Annotated in this window: 16 protein-coding genes; 4 read left to right on the top strand and 12 right to left on the bottom strand. The window is 72.0% G+C overall.

The genetic code is table 11. The features are described from left to right. Positions 1 to 106: 106 nt before the first annotated feature. The 4 genes from ACFZBU_RS20960 to ACFZBU_RS20945 form a co-directional block, all read right to left on the bottom strand. Positions 107 to 628: an acyl-CoA thioesterase gene (locus ACFZBU_RS20960; RefSeq protein ID WP_391585125.1), complete on the bottom strand. Its 522-nt coding sequence runs from the start codon at positions 626 to 628 to the stop codon at positions 107 to 109. Next, positions 625 to 2313, bottom strand: coding sequence for an AMP-binding protein (locus ACFZBU_RS20955; protein ID WP_391585124.1), 1689 nt, complete (start codon positions 2311 to 2313; stop codon positions 625 to 627). Before ACFZBU_RS20955 ends, ACFZBU_RS20960 begins: the two co-directional genes overlap by 4 nt. Positions 2314 to 2780: 467 nt before the next feature. Then, positions 2781 to 4604, bottom strand: a complete 1824-nt coding sequence (gene glmS / locus ACFZBU_RS20950) for a glutamine--fructose-6-phosphate transaminase (isomerizing) (RefSeq protein ID WP_391585123.1) — start codon at positions 4602 to 4604, stop codon at positions 2781 to 2783. 202 nt (positions 4605 to 4806) lie between these two features. Continuing rightward, positions 4807 to 5139, bottom strand: a complete 333-nt coding sequence (locus ACFZBU_RS20945; protein ID WP_391585122.1) for a hypothetical protein — start codon at positions 5137 to 5139, stop codon at positions 4807 to 4809. A gap of 170 nt (positions 5140 to 5309) precedes the next feature. Here ACFZBU_RS20945 and ACFZBU_RS20940 point away from each other — a divergent pair, with 170 nt between their 5' ends. Then, complete coding sequence (locus tag ACFZBU_RS20940; protein ID WP_391585121.1) at positions 5310 to 5870, top strand: hypothetical protein; 561 nt, start codon at positions 5310 to 5312, stop codon at positions 5868 to 5870. An 8-nt stretch (positions 5871 to 5878) separates the two neighbouring features. On the opposite strand, the gene ACFZBU_RS20935 is transcribed toward ACFZBU_RS20940, so the two are convergent. Both ACFZBU_RS20935 and ACFZBU_RS20930 read right to left on the bottom strand, forming a co-directional pair. Further along, entirely contained in the window at positions 5879 to 6412 is a 534-nt protein-coding gene (locus tag ACFZBU_RS20935) for a GNAT family N-acetyltransferase (protein ID WP_391585120.1), read from the bottom strand. Continuing rightward, on the bottom strand, positions 6409 to 7239 hold the full coding sequence (locus ACFZBU_RS20930) for a GNAT family N-acetyltransferase (protein WP_391585119.1): 831 nt from the start codon (positions 7237 to 7239) through the stop codon (positions 6409 to 6411). The genes ACFZBU_RS20935 and ACFZBU_RS20930 overlap by 4 nt, the downstream gene beginning before the upstream one ends. A 367-nt stretch (positions 7240 to 7606) precedes the next feature. On the opposite strand from ACFZBU_RS20930, the gene ACFZBU_RS20925 reads away from it, so the two are divergent. After that, entirely contained in the window at positions 7607 to 11206 is a 3600-nt protein-coding gene (locus tag ACFZBU_RS20925; protein WP_391585118.1) for an indolepyruvate ferredoxin oxidoreductase family protein, read from the top strand. A gap of 101 nt (positions 11207 to 11307) precedes the next feature. Next, a complete protein-coding gene (locus ACFZBU_RS20920; RefSeq protein WP_391585117.1) occupies positions 11308 to 12447 on the top strand; it encodes an acyl-CoA dehydrogenase family protein in 1140 nt (379 codons plus the stop codon). 48 nt (positions 12448 to 12495) lie between these two features. On the opposite strand, the gene ACFZBU_RS20915 is transcribed toward ACFZBU_RS20920, so the two are convergent. From ACFZBU_RS20915 to ACFZBU_RS20905, 3 genes are all read right to left on the bottom strand, one after another. Further along, complete coding sequence (locus ACFZBU_RS20915) at positions 12496 to 12711, bottom strand: hypothetical protein (RefSeq protein ID WP_391585116.1); 216 nt, start codon at positions 12709 to 12711, stop codon at positions 12496 to 12498. Continuing rightward, complete coding sequence (locus tag ACFZBU_RS20910) at positions 12708 to 12983, bottom strand: hypothetical protein (RefSeq protein WP_391585115.1); 276 nt, start codon at positions 12981 to 12983, stop codon at positions 12708 to 12710. The genes ACFZBU_RS20915 and ACFZBU_RS20910 overlap by 4 nt, the downstream gene beginning before the upstream one ends. Positions 12984 to 13157: 174 nt before the next feature. Then, a complete protein-coding gene (locus ACFZBU_RS20905; RefSeq protein WP_391585114.1) occupies positions 13158 to 13967 on the bottom strand; it encodes an SGNH/GDSL hydrolase family protein in 810 nt (269 codons plus the stop codon). Positions 13968 to 14473: 506 nt separating this feature from the next. On the opposite strand from ACFZBU_RS20905, the gene ACFZBU_RS20900 reads away from it, so the two are divergent. Beyond that, positions 14474 to 14722 carry a hypothetical protein gene (locus ACFZBU_RS20900; RefSeq protein WP_391585113.1) on the top strand — a complete coding sequence of 83 codons (249 nt, stop codon included), beginning with the start codon at positions 14474 to 14476 and terminating at the stop codon, positions 14720 to 14722. Between the two features lie 22 nt (positions 14723 to 14744). Here ACFZBU_RS20900 and ligD read toward each other — a convergent pair whose 3' ends face one another. The 3 genes from ligD to ACFZBU_RS20885 form a co-directional block, all read right to left on the bottom strand. Next, positions 14745 to 15713: a non-homologous end-joining DNA ligase gene (gene ligD, locus ACFZBU_RS20895; protein WP_391585112.1), complete on the bottom strand. Its 969-nt coding sequence runs from the start codon at positions 15711 to 15713 to the stop codon at positions 14745 to 14747. A gap of 177 nt (positions 15714 to 15890) precedes the next feature. Then, positions 15891 to 16661, bottom strand: a complete 771-nt coding sequence (locus ACFZBU_RS20890; RefSeq protein ID WP_391585111.1) for a thioesterase II family protein — start codon at positions 16659 to 16661, stop codon at positions 15891 to 15893. Positions 16662 to 16791: 130 nt separating this feature from the next. Beyond that, positions 16792 to 17574, bottom strand: coding sequence for a BTAD domain-containing putative transcriptional regulator (locus ACFZBU_RS20885; protein ID WP_391585110.1), 783 nt, complete (start codon positions 17572 to 17574; stop codon positions 16792 to 16794). Positions 17575 to 17698 lie beyond the last annotated feature (124 nt).

Below are 17698 nucleotides of genomic sequence, written 5' to 3'. Positions count from 1 at the left end.
TACCCGAGCGTATGTAATAAATTCCACGGTCGTCAACAGGGCGCGATATCCGGTCCGGGTCGAGGGCTCGTGGTTGCGGCGTTCGAGCCCTCGTGCCGGTGTGCGGTCAGGCGTACGACTCCGGCCGTTGCGGGCCGCCCCGGGACAGCGCGGCCCGGATGTCGTCGGGCCAGGGCAGGGCGCCCTTCGCGTCCGGCGGGCAGTGCACGACGGACAGGCGACCGGTCGCGGCCACGCCCTGGGTGCCGCGCACCTCGAACTCGTAGTGCAGCGAACTGGCGCCCACCCGCACGACCCGCAGCGCGGTGTGCGCGGATTCGCCGAACCACAACCGCTCGCGGTAGTCCACCTCGTAGTGCACCCGCGGGATCCGGCCGAACAGGTCGGCCACGCCCAGTCGGCGCAGCAGGACCGCCTCGGCCGCCTCCACCCAGCGCTGTACGGCCGAGTGGTGGTAGTGGCCGGCGGCGTCGGTGTCCACCCATTCGACCCGGCGCTCGATCAGCACGGACGGCAGCGTCGCCGCGTCGGCCGAGTCCTCGACCGGGTCGGCCGGGTCGGGTTGGTCGGGTCGGTCGGGTCGGTCGGTCTCGGTCGGGCGGGCGTCCTGCATCTCGTTGCCTTTCACGAGGCGTCCGGGGCAAGGGAGTTCGCGGCAGCGGCCGGGGGTATCGGGCCGGCCGGCGCCGGCGGTGCGCCGGTCTGGGCCCAGGCGCGCAGTTCGCCGCGCCGCAGCTTGCCGTTGCCGGTGCGCGGGAGGGCGGCGACGAACTCGACGGCGCGCGGGTACTTGTACGGCGCGATGGCCTGCTTGACGAAGGTCTGGATACGGGTGGCGGTCTCCGCGTCGGCGGCCACCCCCTCGCGCAGCACCACGTACGCCTTGACGATCAGGCCGCGCCTGGGGTCGGGCGCGCCGACCACGCCGCATTCGGCGACGTCCGGGTGTGCGGCCAGGGCGAGTTCCACCTCGGGGCCGGCGATGTTGTAGCCGGACGAGACGATCATGTCGTCGCTGCGGGCCTGGTACCAGAGGTAGCCGTCGGCGTCGCGGATGTAGGTGTCGCCGGTGATGTTCCAGCCGTCCCGCACATAGCTGGTCTGCCGCGGGTCGTCGAGGTAGCGGCAACCGGTCGGACCCTTGACCGCGAGCTGCCCGGGCGTGCCGTCCGGCACCTGCCGGCCGTCCGCGTCGAGCACCACGGCCTCGAAGCCGGGTACCGCGCGGCCGGTCGCGCCGGGGCGGATGTCCTGGTCCGCGGCGGAGACGAAGACGTGCAACAACTCGGTCGCGCCGATGCCGTCGATCAGCTCGATCCCGGTCGCCGCGTGCAGGTCGTGCCAGGTCTCCGCGGGCAACGCCTCACCCGCCGACACACACCGCCGGACGCCCTTGAGCAGGTCGGCCAGGCCGGCGCCCATGATCGCCCGGTAGGCGGTGGGCGCGGTGAACAGCACGGTGACGCCGTACTCGGCGATGATCCGGGCCAGCCGCTCGGGCGTGGCGTGTTCGAGCAGCAGGCTGGCCGCGCCCACGTGCAGCGGGAAGACCACCAGGCCGCCGAGGCCGAAGGTGAACCCGAGCGGCGGGGTGCCCGCGAACAGGTCGTCCGGAGTGGGCTTGAGGATGTGCCGGGCGAAGGTGTCGGAGTTGGCCAGCACGTCGCGATGGAAGTGCATGGTGGCCTTGGGCCGACCGGTGGTCCCGGAGGTGAACGCGATCAGCGCGACGTCGTCGCACGCGGTGTCCACCGCCTCGAACTCGCCGCTCTTGTCCGCACAGCGGCTGGTCAGGTCGGTCGGCTCGGCGCCGCCGTAGGCGAGGGTGGTCAACCCGGGCACGTGGGCCGACGCCAATTCGTCCATGAACCGGTGGTCGCACAGCGCGACCGTGGGCACGCTGATCTCGCACAACGTGGTCAGCTCGTGTGCCCGGAGCAGCGGCATCGTGGTGACCACGACACCACCCGCCTTGAGCACGCCGAACCAGCAGGCGACCAGCCACGGATTGTTCGGTCCTCGCAGCAGCACCCGGTTGCCCGGCACCACACCGAGATCCTCGGTCAGCACCCGGGCCACCTGATTGGCCCGAAGCAGCAGGTCACCGTAGGTCCACTGGTCGTCGAGCGTGACCAGGCACCGCCGGTCGGGCCCGAGCCGTTCCACGGTGTCGTCCAACAGGACCCGAGCACAGTTGAGCCGGGTCGGGTAACGCAATTCCGGTAGTTCGAAACGCAGTTCGGGCCACAACTCGGCCGGTGGCAGTCGATCACGACTGAACGTGTCGACGTGAGCAGAAGGAAACAGCTCCATGTGCGCGCACCTCATCCTGGTGTCAGCGGGAGTCGCGGAGCCAGTATCTACCAATCCTGACGACAGTCAATGTAACGCGATAGATTCCCGGGCAACAGCCCAGGACGCATGCCCGGGACGCTCTCAATCCACGCAAATCACCACACGGTGACCTCGCGGGGCGGGCGACCGAGGCGGGGAGGCGGGTGCGGCGCGGCGCGGGGCGGGGCGGGCGCGAGGCGGTGCGGTGGCGGAGCAGTGGGCGGTGCGCGGAGCGCCTCGGAGCCGAGCGGGGAGCGGCGCGACGTGGCACGGGACGCGGTGCGCGGCGCTGTGCGGCCTGGGGCGTGCGTGGGGTGTCTCGAGGGGCAGGCGCCCGAGGTGTGCCGGCGATTCCGCGCCGGGAGTTGCGCGGCGGGCGTGGGGCGAGCCCGCCTCCGGTTGTTCCGGGGGCGGGCTCGATGCGGATTCGGGGGCCCGCGTTCGGGCTACTCGACCGTCACCGACTTGGCGAGGTTTCGGGGTCGGTCGATGTCCTCGCCCAGGGTGCGGGCCGCGTGGTAGGCGAGGAGTTGGGTGGGGATGGTGAGGAGGATCGGGTCGAGTTCGGGTTCGTTGCGCGGGACGTCGATGCGGTCGGCTTCGAGGTTGCCCAGGTCCACGCCCTTGTGGGTGATCACGGTCAGCCGACCGCCGCGCGCGCGGATCTCGTGTGCCGCCGCCAGGTTGCGGCCGACCAGGTCGTCGTCCGGGATGATCGCCACCGTCGGCAGGTCCGCGTCGATCAGTGCGAGCGGGCCGTGCTTGAGTTCGCTGCTGGGGTAGGCCTCGGCGTGCCGGTAGGTGATCTCCTTGAATTTCTGCGCCGCCTCCCGCGCGACCGGATAGCCCCGTACCCGGCCGATGAAGAACAGGCTGCGCGCGTCCGCGAGCCGCCGGCCCGCGTCGGCCACGGTCTGCTCGTCGGCCAGGATCTCGGCGATCTGACCGGGCAGCGCCTGGAGGCCGGCCAGGATCCGCGCCCCGTCCGCATGCGACAGGTCGTGCACCCGACCGAGCGCCAGCGCCAGCAGCGCGAAGCCCACCGACATGTGGGTCAGCGCCTTGGTCGAGGCCACCGAGACCTCCGGCCCCGCGTGCAGGTAGATGCCGCCGTCGCACTGCCGGGCGATGGACGAGCCGACCACGTTGACCAGGCCGACCACCCGACCGCCCTTGCGCTGGATCTCACGCACCGCGAAGAGCGTGTCGGCGGTCTCGCCGGACTGGCTGACCGCGACGTACAGCGTGTCCGGCTCGATCACCGGATTGCGATAGCGAAACTCCGAGGCCGGTTCGGCGTCGGCCGGCACCCGGGCCAGGTCCTCGATCAGCGCGGCACCCAACTGGCCGACGTAGTAGGCGGATCCACATCCGAGCACCTTCACCCGACGAAACCGGCGCAGCTCGCGCAGCTCCATCCGGAGCCCGTCCAGCCGAGCCGAACCGAACCGGTCGTCCAGACGCCCGCCCAGCATGCGCTGTACCGAGGACGGCTGTTCGTGGATCTCCTTGTGCATGAAGTGCTCGTGGCCCGCGAGTTCGAGCTCCTCGACGGTGAGGTCGACGGTGGTGGGCGTCTTGGCGACGTCCTGGTGCTCCCGGGTGAAGGTACGAAAACCGGTCGCCGTGACCGTGGCCAGTTCGCCGTCCTCCAGGTGCACGACCGAACTGGTGTGCCGTACCAGCGCCGAGACGTCGCTCGCGACGAACATCTCCCGCTCGCCGACCCCGATCACCAGCGGCGAGCCGTTGCGGGCCACCACGATCCGGTCCGGATCGGCCGCGTCCACGACGGCGATCGCGTACGTACCGGTCACCTGTGCGAGCGTGGCCACCACTGCGGCTTCGAGCGTATCCTCCGTCGAGCGGGCGACCAGGTGCGCCAGCACCTCGGTGTCGGTGTCCGAGGCAAGCTCGACACCCTCGGCCGTGAGCCTGGCCCGCAGCGCGGCCGCGTTGTCGATGATGCCGTTGTGCACGACCTGGATCCGGCCGTCCGCCGACGCGTGCGGATGGGCGTTGGCCTCCGAGGGCGCGCCGTGGGTCGCCCAGCGGGTGTGCCCGATGCCGACCCGCCCCGAGGTCTTGGCCGGCACGGCCGCGGCCAGCGCATGCACGCGGCCCACCCGTCGGAACACCTTGGCCGCACCTCGCCCGCCCAGCACCGCGATGCCGGCCGAGTCGTAGCCCCGGTACTCCAGTCGGCTCAGCCCCTCCAGCAGGATGGGGGCGGCCTGCTGCGCGCCGATGTAGCCCACGATTCCGCACATGTTGCTGCGCTCCTTGCTCCTGGCAGGTCGGTATGTTTCCCGGTCGATCGTGATGTTTCGGGCGGGTCGGCATGTTCGGGTGGCCCGACGGCTCCCGGGCACCCGGTGGGCATGGCTTCGACCGGCACGGCCGGCCACCTCGCCCGGCCTCCCGACCTCCCGGCGACGCCGACGGCACCCGGGCCGCGCCGGCCCGATCCGCTCAGCCGTAGATGACGCGGCGCAGTTGGCGTTCGGTCAACTCCGGTGGTGCGACAAGGCGTTCGTCCAGTTCGGCGGCGATCAGGCGGTAGATCTGGGCATTGCGCTTGCCGTAGACCCGATGATGCCGGTGCCGCCGCCGGACGTACTCCTCGACCGGCTCGCGGTACCAGGCCAGCACGTCCTCGACGATCCGCTCCGCCTCGGCAGGCGCCAGTCCGGTCGTCGCCGCGATCCGCTCCACCAGTTCGCCATCGGCCACACCCCGATCCTGGACCCGCCCGGCACCGACAGCAAGAATCTGCCCGAATTCGGGCAGATCTGAGGCAGTCATGCACCCAAAAGGACCTTCAACGGACTCAACCAAATGGTTTCGGCGGACCGAAGACCCACCCTCCCTCGCCGAGACAACAACCACCACCGCGCTCGCGCGCCGAGCGCCGCCGCCACACGCCGGCCACTTTCGGCCTTGCCCCCCACCCGGCGTGCGGGCAGGTTGACGGGATGAGGTTCCCGTTCGTACGCGAAGGCAGAACCGGTTCGATCCAGGTGACCGTCGAGCGCGTGGAAGACCCGGCGGCGATCGGACAGACCGCCGAGGCCCGCGACTTCCCGTGCCTCACCGCGCACATCGCCTATCCGGCCCGCGGCTACGGCGCGCTGTTCGGCTGGGTGCAACTGGTGCGCTCCACCGACGGTGCTTCCGCCGGCGCGGAGTTCGAGATGGATCCCTTCCCGCTGTTCGCCGAAGGCGGGTCCCCGTACTGCTACTTCGGCGTCGCACCCACCCTCTTCGACTCGCCGGCCCGCTACACCCGCGCCCCGATGACCTGGCTCGCCCACACCTTTCTGGCCTGGACCCCGATGGCCGAGACCATCGAACCGCACGTCGTCCCGCTCGCCGGCTTCTCCTGGGGCTTCTCCATCGACCACACCCAGACCATCGCCCTACGCCCGGCCCGACCCCTCACCCCCGCCGACTGGACCACCCACCTCCCCCTCCTCACCGAACAACACCCCACCTGGACCTTCGCCCCGGCGCCGGAGCACACACCCGGCGGGTGACGCGCGGGCTACCGTCGGCTCCCGATCGGACACGGGGAGTCGTCGAGGGTGAGATGAGCCAGGATCCCCCGGCCGCCGGCGAAGGACACACCCGGGATGGCGAAGTCGCGGGATTCCTCGTGGAAGCCCAGGGATGCGTGCAGGCGGAGCGAGGCGGTGTTGCGGGCGTTGGTGAAGTACCAGGCCGAATCCGCGCGTTCGGCGATCCAGGCGAGGCGGGCTCGGGTCAGGCGCAGGCCCGGGCCGGTGCGTCGGGCGGTGGGGGCGACCACGATTCCGGCCAGGTAGTAGCCGGTGGGGGCCGTCGGCGACGGGTCCAGGTGTACCGCGCGGGCGTAGCCGACCACCGGGTCGGCCCGGTCCGAGGGCTCGGTGGCGACCAGGAAACAGCCGTCCGGGCGGTCGAACCACGCACGGACGCGCGCTCGCGGGGCGGGTTCGGCGGCCACGGAACCACCCTCGTGCAGCGCGAGCAGCGCCGCGCACGCGTCGAGATCGGCGGCCCGCACGTTCCGGATGACGAAGGTTCGCGGCGATCTCATCCGACTCGCGACCGGGACACCACGTACCCCGCCTCCCGGTCGAAGCCCAGGACCGTGGCGCCACCGTCGAGCAGCCCGCCCAGTGCCTCGCGCAGGGCCTGCCGCCAGGATCGGGCCGCGTCGGGGTCGGTCCGGCGCAGGGCCTCGATGTCCGCCGGGACGGCGACGAGCACGACCTCGGCCTCCGTGTCGGCGAGCACCGGCCGGCCGTCGCGCACGGCCAGCGCCGATTCGGCCTCCGCAGGCGGCACGATCGACATGCACTCGCCCCGCACGGCCGCCGCCACCCTCGGGTCGTTCAGCTCCCAGACCGCCAGGACCCGGTCGCTCGCGTCGCCGCTGTTGACGGTGTCCACCATCTCGCCGTAGAAGTTCGGCAGGTACTCCACGGGTCGCGCGCCCAGCTTGGCCAGGTTGAAGTGCGCGTTGCGGCGCACGAGCGGGTCGTACGTCCAGGTGATCCGGCGCAGCCCGCGGGCGAGGGCCCACTCCCGCTGATGCGTCTTGAGGGCGAAGCCCACGCCGCTTCCGGCCAGCGCGCCGGTGACGTGCGAGTGCAGCGTCTCGCCGATCGGCGCGCCGAAGAACGCGACCGCCGCGCCGACCAGCCGGCCGTCCCGATAGGCCCCGGCGACGTAGTTCCCGGCATGCGCGAAGGCCCGCAGCAGTTCGACGCTCACCGGCGGGCCCTGGCCCGGCACGGCCGGCCAGATCCCGCCGTACAGATGCTCGACATCGCGGAACTCGTCGAGCGCACGCAGTTCCCGTACCTCCGCGTCCCGCGCGGGTGCCCGGGTCCGCGCCTGCGCGACCGTCTGCTCCCGCACCGTCGGATCGTCCATCCCGTCCGCACCGCCCTTCGCTCGGCCCGCACCCACGATGCCTGCGATGCGCGCCGGACGCACCGGATCCTCGGCAACTCCGAGGTCACCCACACCGGGTCTTCGGCCACCCCGCGCGCACTCGTTCCGGGCCCTCGGCTACCCCGAGAGCACCCGGGTCGAACGACACGCACCGAAACCCAACTCGTGGGTAACCTGCTTCACGCGCAAACTAAGTCACTCCCATCAGCCGCACGGGCAAGATCTTTGCGTCTTTCACCCGAGATCCCGCAAGGTACTTGCGTCCGGACGGCGCCGTTGGTGTGCTTACCGCACCCCACCCCCACCCCACCCGGTTTCGACGGAGGCTTTCGTGCGCACAGATCAGGCTTCGCCTTCGCTTCCGGCCCCCGAGTCGCCGTCCCCCGCGGCGCCCACCGCGGCCTCGGTGTCCCTGGACGACAAGTACACCGCCGAGCAGGGCCGGGTGCTGATCTCGGGTGTGCAGGCGCTGATCCGGCTGACCCTGGAGCAGCGCCGGCTGGACACCGCGCGCGGCCTGGACACGCGGGTCTTCGTCAGCGGGTACCAGGGTTCGCCGCTGGGTGGTGTGGACCTGGAGATGGGCCGCGCCAAGCGTTTCCTGGACCCGGCCGGCGTGGTGTTCCAGGCGGGCCTGAACGAGGAGCTGGCCGCGACCGCCGTCGCCGGAACCCAGTTGGTGGACCAGACCCCGGGCGCCCGGCACGCCGGGGTGACCGGCTTCTGGTACGGCAAGAACCCGGGCCTGGACCGGGCCGCGGACGCCATCCGGCACGCGACGATGGCCGGCACCGCCCCGCTCGGCGGCGCGGTCGCCTGGATCGGCGACGACCCGGGCAGCAAGTCCTCGACGGTGCCCAGCTCGTGCGAGCCGATGATGGAAAGCCTGTCGATGCCGCTGCTCGCGCCGGGAACGGTCGGCGAGATCGTCGAGTTCGGCCTGCACGCGGTCGCCATGTCCCGCGCCTGCGGCCTGTGGACCGGCCTGAAGATCGTCGCCGACATCGCCGACGCGTCGACCACGGTGGACGTGTCCGAGTGGGGCAGGGACATCCCGGTCCCGGCGGCGACCAAGCGCGGCACGCTGCCCACGATGGTCGGTCCGGCCGCGCTCGACGCCGAGCACGACCTGATCACCCGTCGACTCGACCTGGCCCGCGCGTATGCCCGTGAGCACCGCCTGAACCGGATCGTGCGCGACACCCCGAACGCCCGTCTGGGCATCCTCGCCGCGGGCGTGTCGTTCTCGGTGGTCCGCCGCGCACTCGCCGACCTCGGCCTGGACGCGGTCGACGCGCTCGGCGTGCGGCTGATCCGCATCGGCATGCCGTTCCCGCTGGACGACGCCGAACTCGCCGAACTCACCGCCGGTCTGGACGAGGTCCTGGTGGTCGAGGACAAGGTGCCGTTCCTGGAGGCCCGCCTCAAGGAGGCGCTGTACCGCCGTCCCGACGCGCCGCGCATCGTCGGTCGCCGGGACGACACCGGCCGCCCGCTGCTCACCGCGCGCGGCACGCTCGGCGCGGACGACGTGGCCCGCGCCGTCGCCGCCCGGATCGGCGCGGACAACCTGCCGGCGTCCGCGACCGCGTACCTGGCCACGCTCGCGCCCAAGCGCCCGTCGCGGATCGCGCTGCCGATGCTGGCCTCGCGGACCCCGTACTTTTGTTCCGGCTGTCCGCACAACGCGTCCACCCGCACCGCGGACGACACCCTGGTCGGTGTCGGCATCGGCTGCCACGTGATGATCGCGCTGGACGGCAAGGGCCGAGGGCACCAGCTCGGGCTGACCCAGATGGGCGGCGAGGGCGCGCAGTGGATCGGCCTGATGCCGTTCACCGACGACAAGCACTTCGTGCAGAACCTCGGTGACGGCACCTTCCATCACTCGGGCTCGCTGGCGATCCGGGCCGCCGTCGCGGCCGGCGCCAAGATGACCTACAAGCTGCTGTACAACGACGCGGTCGCGATGACGGGTGGCCAGAAGGCCGAAGGCCGCCTGGACGTACCGGCGTTGACCCGCTGGCTCGCGGTCGAGGGGGTGCGCCGGGTGGTGGTCACCACCGACGACCCGCGCAGCTACCGCGGGGTTCGGCTCGATCCGATCGCCAGTGTCCGGCACCGCGACGAACTCTCGGCGGCCGAGGTCGAGTTGTCCGCGCTGGACGGGGTCACCGTGTTGATCCACGACGACCGCTGCGCGGCCGAGGAGCGCCGACTGCGCAAGCGTGGGCAGTTGCCGACGCCGGCCGAGAAGGTGGTGATCAACGAGCGGGTGTGCGAGGGCTGCGGAGACTGCGGCGACAAGTCCACGTGCCTGTCGGTGCAGCCCGTGGACACCGAGTTCGGCCGCAAGACGCACATCCACCAGGGCTCGTGCAACTCGGACTTCAGCTGCCTCAAGGGTGACTGCCCGTCCTTCCTGCTGGTCGAGCCGGGTACCCGCAAGGCCCGGCAGATACCGGACCTGCCACTCGAACCGGCCCTGCCGCAGCCCCGGTTCGCCGACACCGACCTGCTGGTGCGGATGCCCGGCATCGGCGGCACCGGTGTGGTGACGGTGTCCTCGATCCTGCAGATGGCCGCGCACCTGGACGGGCTGCACGCGGCCGGCCTGGAGCAGACCGGTCTGGCCCAGAAGGGCGGCCCGGTGGTGTCCGACCTGCGCATCTCGAACCGACCGATCGACGGCGCGCTGCGCGCCTCGCGGGCCGGCGCGGACGTGCTGATCGGCTTCGACCTGCTCGGCACCGCGGCGGCGAGCAACCTGGCCACCGCCGACCCGGAGCGCACCATCGCCGTGGTCAACACCGCGATCGTGCCGACCGCCGCGATGGTCACCAACCAGATCGCACTGCCCGGTTCGCCGACCGAGACGCTGGAGCGGATCGACGCGGCCACCCGGCAGGCCGACAACCTGTACCTGGACGCCCTGGGCCTGTCCGAGGCGCTGTTCGCCGACCACATGCCGGCCAACATGATCCTGATCGGCGCCGCGTTCCAACACGGCTGCCTGCCGCTGAGCGCGGACGCGATCGAGCAGGCGATCAACCTCAACGGCGCGGCCGTGGCCAAGAACCTGGCGGCGTTCCGCTGGGGTCGGGCGATGGCCGTGGACCCGGCCGCGGTGCTCGCCGCCGCCGTCGCCGCGCCGCCGCGCGCGGTGGTCGAGGTCGACGCGGCCTCGGTCGCGCTGGCCGACGGCTCGGGCGGCGACGCGGAGCTGCGTGAGGTGCTGGGCACGCGGATCGCCGACCTGACGGGCTACCAGGACGCGACCTACGCCCGCCGGTACGCCGACGACGTGCGCGCGATCCGGACCTTGGCCGTCGAGCGGGCGGGCGCGGCCGCGGGTGAGCGGGTCGCGGTGGCCTACGCGAAGGCGCTGCACCACCTGATGGCGTACAAGGACGAGTACGAGGTGGCCCGCCTGCACCTGGACCCGGTGGAACAGGCCCGGCGGGACGCCGAGTTCGGTCCGGATGCGGCGGTCTCGGTGCTGCTGCACCCGCCGGTGCTGCGCTACCTGGGGATGAACCGCAAGATCCGGCTGCGCCGCACGGCAGGTCCGGCCTTCCGGGCGCTGCGCGCGGCGCGCGGGCTGCGCGGGACCCGCTGGGACCTGTTCGGCTACGCCGAGGTGCGTCGGGTGGAGCGCGAACTGGTGCCGCAGTACCGGGATCTGGTCCGCACGGCGCTGCGCGAGCTGTCCGCGGCCAACGTCGACGCGGTGGTCGAGCTGGTGGCGCTCCCGGAGACGATCCGCGGCTACGAGGAGATCAAGCTCGCCCGGGTCGCCGAATACCGCACGGCGGTACGGACCGCACTGGCCGCGCTGACCGCACCCGCGGCCGTCGCGGGCACCTCGGACGGCTCGGACGGCTCGGACGCTTCGGGCACCTCGGGCACCGAGCTCGTCACGGCGGGCTGACCCGCCCGTTCGCCGAGGCCGGCCCGGGCGACCCGGGCCGGCCCGCCTCTCCCGCACAACTCCTCCCCTCCCCCGCCTCCTCCCCGACCTCCGGAGCAGCCGTGACCGTCGACCGCCTCCTGCCCACTCGGGAAGCCGAGGACCTGCTCGATCTCACCCGTACCGTCGCCGACCGCGAGCTCGCGCCCGTGGCTGCCCGGCACGAGCGCGAGGAGTCCTACCCGGAAGGGTTGTTCGGCGTCCTGGGCGAGGTGGGCCTGCTGGGCCTGCCGTACCCGGAGGAGGACGGCGGCGGCGGTCAGCCGTACGAGGTCTACCTCCAGGTGTTGGAGGAACTCGCCGCGCGCTGGGCGGCGGTCGCGGTCGCCACCAGCGTGCACACGCTGGCCTGCTTCCCGGTGGCCACCTACGGTTCGCCCGCCCAGCGCGAGCGGTGGTTGCCGCAGATGCTGGAGGGTCGACTGATCGGTGGCTACAGCCTGTCCGAACCGCACGCGGGCTCCGACGCGGCGGCGATCATCTGCAAGGCGCGCCCGGTCGCCGACGGCTACCGGATCAACGGCACCAAGGCCTGGATCACGCACGGCGGCAAGGCGGACTTCTACGCCCTGTTCGCCCGAACCGGCGAGGGCAGTCGGGGCATCTCCTGCTTCCTGGCGCCGGGAGCGGCCGAGGGCCTGGAGTTCGGTCGGCCCGAGGAGAAGATGGGCCTCAACGCGGTGCCCACGACCAGCGCGTTCTGGGACGGCGCGGTCCTGGAGCAGGACCGCCTGATCGGCGCCGAGGGGCAGGGTCTGGCCATCGCGTTGAGCGCGCTGGACTCGGGCCGGCTGGGCATCGCGGCGTGTGCAACCGGCCTGGCCCAGGCCGCATTGGACGCGGCGGTGGACTACGCCAACGAACGCACCACGTTCGGCCGCCGAATCGTCGACCACCAGGGCCTGGGCTTCCTGCTGGCCGACATGGCCGCCGCCGTCGACTCCGCACGCGCCACCTACCTGGACGCGGCCCGCCGCCGCGACCTGGGCCGCCCGTACGGCCGGCAGGCCAGCGTGGCCAAGCTGGTCGCCACCGACGCGGCGATGAAGGTGACCACGGACGCGGTCCAGGTCTTCGGGGGCTGCGGCTACACCCGCGAGTTCCCGGTCGAGCGCTACATGCGCGAAGCCAAGATCATGCAGATCTTCGAAGGCACCAACCAGATCCAACGCATGGTGATTGCCCGCGGGTTCGCCCGCTGAGCGGAACCGGCTAGCGGGTGAATCAGATCCCGACCACCTTGAGCATCGTCACGGTGAGGACGCCCGCGCTGACTCGTTCTCGGTGATGACACCGCCGAGCGCGGCGGAGCGCCGGTCGCGGTTTCCGCGGATGGGGTCGCCCCAGGCATAGGGGTCGCGGGCCATGGCTGCGACGTCACCATCGAAGGCCCTGCGCTGGTTCGCGTCGAGGGCCGCGTAGCCGGACCTGGCGAGGTCGGTGTACGCGACCCGGTACCCGCTCATGGCGTGAAGGGTGTGCCGTCGGCGTTGGTGAGGCCGGACATGTCACCGCTTCGGACGCGAGCAGCGTCGGCCTCGACCTGGGCGTTCAGCTCGGGCGGGGATGCCCAGTGGACGGCGATGGCGGCGATCTGCCGCAGGGGCGCGTGATTGATCTCGTCGTCGAAGGCGGCACGCCGGTCTTCGGGAAGGGCGGCGCGGATGTCGGCCAGGGTGCCGGGCAGCTGGATGGTCCGGCCCTGGAAGGCGGTCGTGATCACCGGTCGGTCGCTCATGCCGTCCAGGGTGGCACTGCGCACCGGGTGACCGGTAGCCGGCGCACACGGGCGGAGTGCGCGACCGGTGCGCGCCGCCCGCCTGCGGGCGCGCGGCCGTCCCCGAGCGCGTTGGCGATCGGGGCGGCCGCGGCGGCTTGGGAGTGGCCGGCGCCTGTCGGGCGGGCTGCGGGGTCAGCCGACTCGGATTCCGGTGTGGGCTTGGAGTTCGGGGAGGTAGCCCTGGCTTTGGCCGCTGCTTGTGGGGTGGTAGGACTCTTCGACGGGCAGTGTGACGCCGTGGATCCAGGCGTTGGAGGCGCAGACGCCGTGTCCGGCGAAGCGGGTGCGGACGTCGGCGAAATCGGCGTTCGCGGCGGCGGCGCGTTGCCGGGTGACCTCGGCCAGCGTGTCGGCGGCCTGGTCCAAGATGGTGCGCTTGAACTTGCTCAGGCCCAGGAAGCACGAGCCGAGTTCGAACAGGCGCGGGTAACCGAGCACGATCAGGCGGGCGTTGGGCGCGCGGTTGCGGATCTGTGCGTAGGTGGCGTCGAGGTCGGCGGGGAGTTTCTCGGTGGCGTAGGTCTTGGCCTTGGCGACGGCGACGGAGCAGTCGTTGTCGGAGGCCAGCACGCAGGTCATGATGGTGTCGACGAAACCCGCGTCGTTGCCGCCGATGCTGATGGTCACCAACGAGGTCGCGGAGTTCAGCACGGAGAGTTGACCGGCGCGCACGTCGGCGGTCTTGGCTCCGGAGCAGGCCGCGAAGGCGAAGGTGCCCGGGTGGCTCCGGTTCCACAGGACCGGATAGGCGTTGGCGCTGCGCTTGCAGGCGCCGCTGTCGGGGAGGTAGTTGCCGGCGCCGACACCGGCGCTGTACGAGTCGCCCAGCGCCGCGTAGTTCGAGGCGGTCGCGGCATGGGCGGTCGGCGCGACGATTGCGGTGCCGGCGACGACGGTGACGGCGACGGCCGTCGCGGACAGGGTGCGAGGCAGCGAGAGCACGGATGGTCTCCTCGGCGGACGTGGGGACGTCGTCGGAGGCGTCGTCGGGCGTTGCGCTGTCGTACCTGAATCCGTTGAAGCGAATCCGCTGACCCGTCGAACCGCCCGAGTCGGAACGCCCTTTCGACGTCCGACCCTTCCGCAGTCGTCGCCCTTGGCACTCGATGTGGAGACTCATCGTCCCGCGCCCGAATCACCCTGCATAGGCGGATTTCGGCCCCGAGACGGACGATCACCCACGGGCGGTCACGACCTCGGGACGGACGATCACCCCGCCCGCGGTCACCGCCCCGGGACGCGCGGTCATCCACCCGCGATCACGCCCTCGAGTTCGGCGAGCGAGATCGCGGCTTCGTATCGATGCTGATCGGCATCACCCGGGACAAGGGTGTGTCCGCCTATGTCGGCGACGGGTCCGACCGCCGGCCGCGGTACACCGCTCCGACGCGGCGCGCCTGTTCCGCCTGGCGCTGGAACAGGCGCCGGCGGGCTCGATCCTGCACGGTGTGGCCGAGGAGGGTGTCCCGGTCCGTACCGTCGCCGAGCTGATCGGCCGGCACCTCGACGTCCCGACGGCGGCCGTCACGCCCGAGGAGGCCCGCGGGCACTTCGGCTGGCTGAGCGCCTTCTTCGCGACCGACATCCCCACGTCGAGTGCGCTCACCCGCGAACTGCCGAACTGGCAACCGACCGGCCCCGGCCTCGTCGGCGACCTCGACGAGGGTCACTACTTCCACGGCCCGTCGAACCCGTGAGGCGACCCGGCCGGCGCGCCGCTCAGCGCCGCGTCAGGTCCGGGCGCAGGCGTTGCCAGGTGGCGTTGCGCAGTCGGCCGGTGGTGGTCCAGCCGGAGACGGTGACCTCGGCGACCAGGCGCGGTTCGACCCATTGGGCGCCGGGAACGTCGACGAAGTCCGCAAAGGGTGTGTCGGAGCGGGAGAGCGCACCCAGGTATTCGCCGAGTTCACCGAGTTCGGCGGCGGACAGGCCGTGCTCCACGATGCCCGCGAAGCGCAGGCCGTCCGGCGCGTCGACACCAACGAGCAGGCTGCCCGGGAGACCGCGCAACTCGCCTCGGCCCTCGATCCAGCCGCCGATGACCACGCTGTGCGTCTCGATGTGCTTGGCCTTGATCCAGTCGGGTGAACGCCGTCCGGGCTGGTAGTCCGAGGCCAGGCGCTTGGCGACGATGCCCTCGTACCCGTTCCGCAGGCTCGTCGCCCAGGCGTGTTGCACGTCGCCCTCGGTCCACTCGGGCGTCGACCACCGGGGGCCGGTCAGGTCGAGGCCGGCCAGCGACATCCGGCGCTCTCGGTAGGGGGTCGACAGCAGCGACCGGCCGTCCAGGTACATCACGTCGAAGAGCATCAGGTGCACCGGCGCGTCCATGGTCAGCCGGGCCACCTTGCGCGGATTGACCACGCCCATCCGCCGACGGAGCTGTTCGACGTCGGGCCGCCCGCGGTCGTCCAGGACCACGATCTCGCCGTCGAGGACCGCCTGCCGCTGCCCGTGCTGCTCACCGATCCCGGCCAGTTCGGGGTAGGTGCGAGTGACGTCCGCACCGTCGCCGGACACCAGCCGCACGGTTCGGTCGCCCGCGCAGTACACCACCGTACGGGCGCCGTCCCACTGGATCTCGAATCCCCAGTCGAGGTCGTATCCCTCGCCCGGCAACGGCGCCGAGGTGGCCAGCATCGGCTCGATCTCGGGCAACACGGCATGAACTTGATCCTGACCGGCCATGCCTCGATCATCGGCGGGGCGCACCGGGGCCGCCGGCGGAGCCCGGAGCGCACTTCGCACACCCGTTCGATTCGAGGCCCACCGACCCGCTTCTCCCGGACCGCTGCCCCGCCGGGGATCGGGAGCCATTCGAGCGAGCACCGGGGAGCCGGCGCCGCGCCCGCGAGGTTTGCCCGCTCAGCCGGTCTGCGGGCGGCCCGTCGCCGCCGAGATCGCGTCGGCGATGTGTGCGGTCACCGCGGCCTGGTGTTCGGTCAGATAGAAGTGGCCGCCGGAGAAGGTGTGCAGGGCGAAGGTGCCGCTGGTGTGGTCGCGCCAGGACATCGCCTCGTCCATGGTGACCTTCGGGTCGGCATCGCCGGTCAGGACGGTGATCGGGCACTCCAGCGGTTCGCCGGGCGTGCACCTGTACGTCTCGATCGCGCGGTAGTCGGCGCGCAGCGCGGGCAGCACCATCTGCAACACCTCGTCGTTCGCCAGCAGGCTCGCGTCCGTCCCGCTCATCGAGCGAAGCTCGGCGGCCAGCCCCGCATCGTCGAGCAGGTGCAGCTTCTCGTCGCGCTGCCGGTCCGGGGCCCGCCGGCCGGAGACGATCAGCGCCGCCGGCCGCACCCGCAGCCGACGGGCCACCTCGAAGCCGAGGACCGCGCCCATGCTGTGGCCGAACAGGATCAGCGGGCGCCCGTCGTCCAGCCACGGATCCAGCGCGGCGGTGATCCGGTCCGCCAGCGTGGCGACGTCGTCGATCAGCGGTTCGGCGCGTCGATCCTGGCGGCCGGGATACTGCACGCCCAGCACCTCGGCCCGGTTCTTCAGCGCCGCCGACAGCGGGAACCAGAAGCTCGCCGAGCCTCCCGCGTGCGGCAGGGCGACCAGGCGCGGGAGCGGATGCGGCGTCGGGTGGAACCGGCGGATCCAGGCGTCCGACAGGGCGGAGGCGGTTGTCATGACGAGCCCTTCTTGTTCGTCGCTGCTGTGGTCGTGACCGCCGCGGTCGTGGCGGGTCTGCTCGTGGCTGCCATGGCAGGGGCTGCCGGCGCGACGACCGCCGCGGTCGTCGTCGCCGAAGCGACCGTGGTCAGCCTGCCAGCGAGTCGGTGCGCGCGCCCAGGGGTTCCACGCCGGTGAGCACCGCGTGCTGGACTTCGCGCAGCGCCCGGGACGGCTCCAGGCCGAGCAGTTCGCGCAGCGCGGCGCGGGCGTCCTGGTACACCGTGAGCGCCTCGCCGCGGCGGCCGCAGTGGTACAGCGCGACCATCAGGTGCCGGGCGAAGTTCTCGTGCAGCGGATACTCGGCGGTCAGCGCGTACAGCCGGGCGACGCTCTCCCGATAGCGGCCCAGCGCCAGGTCGGCCTCGACCAGCAGTTCGAGGCACTCCAGCCGGGACGCCTCCAGGCGTGCGGAGTGCGCCCGCACGATCGGACCGTGGGCGACACCCGCGTAGGCCGGCCCACGCCACAGGTCCAGCGCACTCGTGAACGTCTCGGCCGCCTCGTGCCGGCGCCCGGCCCGCAGACCGGCCCGGCCCCGGTCGACCAGGCCGTGGAAGGCGTCCGCGTCCAATCGGTCCGGTCCCGTGTGCAGGACGTAGCCGCCGGCACACGTGGCCAACGGGCCGCTGCGCGCGGGTCCCGAGGTGCCGAGCATCGCCCGCAGTCGGGACACGTACACGTGCACCGTGGACTTGGCTCGCTGCGGTCGGGCGCCGGGCCAGATCTCGGCGACGATCTGGTCGACCGTCAACAACTGGCCCCGGCGCGCGAGCAGGGCGGCCAGGAGGGTCTCCGGCTTGGGCGCGGCGATCGTACGCGGCTCGGCACCGTCGACGATCCGCACGGGGCCGAGAATCTCGTACCGCAACGGCTCTTCCCTCTCTCTGGCGGTCGGGGTCATGCTCACCGGTAGTCCGGCCTCGCTCACCGGCAGTCCGGATCTGCTCACAGACGACGGTGACATATGGCGGGCGTGTCGCGTACCCCTGACC

Source organism: Embleya sp. NPDC008237 (assembly GCF_042956465.1).
Taxonomy (GTDB): Bacteria; Actinomycetota; Actinomycetes; order Streptomycetales; family Streptomycetaceae; genus Embleya.
This window is presented reverse-complemented; position numbering and strand designations above follow the sequence as displayed.